Annotated in this window: 1 protein-coding gene; it reads left to right on the top strand. The window is 54.4% G+C overall.

All coding sequences use genetic code 11. The features are described 5' to 3' along the window. The first annotated feature begins 188 nt into the window (after positions 1–188). Positions 189–1,406 (top strand): IS481 family transposase, encoded by a 1,218-nt coding sequence (locus HMPREF2547_RS06485; protein ID WP_049190698.1) that lies wholly within the window; start codon positions 189–191, stop codon positions 1,404–1,406. The last annotated feature ends 41 nt before the right edge of the window (positions 1,407–1,447 follow it).

Here is a 1,447-nt window from a genome sequence, read left to right as displayed (position 1 = left end):
TTGTGCCCCAGAGAGTGTCTGGTTCGGTGACATCGTTCCGCATGTCTCATGAGATCGTTCCGGTGCCGAGAACCATCATGTCTCGTCACATCGTTCCGGCGAGAAACGATGTGCCCGGCAACACACCACAGTTGCCCCAAACACGCCGAAACTGATGTCTCGCGACATCGTTCCTCCATGCTGAAACCATGGAGAAACCAGCTCCGAAAATCATCATCGAAACCATGCTCGCCACCGGCATGACCCAAACCGAAGCAGCCCAACACTTCGGAGTGACAACGCGTTGGATCCGAACATTACAAAAGCGCTACACCGAAGGCGGCATCGAGGCACTGACCCCTAAATCAAAACGCCCTCATACAAATCCACGCGCTACCGCCCCGGACGTAGTCGACCGCATCCTCCAATTACGCTACGAACTAACCAACCGCGGCACCGACGCGGGAGCCCACACCATCCGCTGGCACCTCGAGCAAGAAGACACAACCCCACTGCCAGCAACAGCAACGATCCATCGCATCCTCAAAAACAACGGACACATCACACCCCAACCACAAAAACGTCCCCGCAGCTCATGGATACGATTCCAAGCAGACCAACCCAACGAAACATGGCAAATGGACTACAGCGACTGGACCATCGCAGGCCACCAACGCGTCGTCATCCTTACAATCCTCGACGACCACTCACGCTATGTACTTCACTGCCAAGCCTTTAACAGCGCAACCGTTACCCACGTCATCGAAGCCTTCACCTACACAGCCACCATCCACGGTTACCCACAATCAACCCTGACCGACAACGGACGAGCATTCACAACCAGCAACGACCGCACCAACCCAGCACGCAATGGCTTCGAACAACTCCTCCTAGACCTAGGAATTGAACAGAAAAACGGCAAACCCTACCACCCGCAAACCCAAGGGAAAGTTGAACGATTCCACTACACACTCAAACTGGCACTACGTAACAGACCCCAAGCTAGAGACATCGACAACCTCAACGAACAACTCGATGACATCATCGACTACTACAACAACAAACGCCCCCACCGAGCACTCAACCGATGTACCCCTGCGGAGGCTTACAACGCTTTACCCAAAGCGCACCCCCGCCCAGGAAACAAGACTCATGACTACCGCCTGCGCACCGACAAAGTCGCCAAAAACGGCAAAACGACACTGCGGTGGGGCGGACAACTCAGACGCCTCTATATCGGACGCCGATGGGCCGGAGAGCCCATCACCATCATGTGCGTAGACAACACAGCAGACATCAAAATCACCGCCACGGGGCAACACATAGCCCACTACACACTGACCTCAGACAAGATCTACTACAACCAAAAAGACAACGAACTAAACCCCACCCCGGGCAACAAAAATAAAGGAAGCCTCGAGACATAACCGGAACGATGTCTCGAGACTTCACATTGTGCCCCAGAGAG

This window comes from Corynebacterium sp. HMSC055G02 (genome assembly GCF_001809065.1).
GTDB classification, from domain to species: domain Bacteria; phylum Actinomycetota; class Actinomycetes; order Mycobacteriales; family Mycobacteriaceae; genus Corynebacterium; species Corynebacterium jeikeium_D.
The sequence above is the reverse complement of the archived record's forward strand: the minus strand, read 5'-3'. Positions and strand labels throughout refer to the sequence as shown.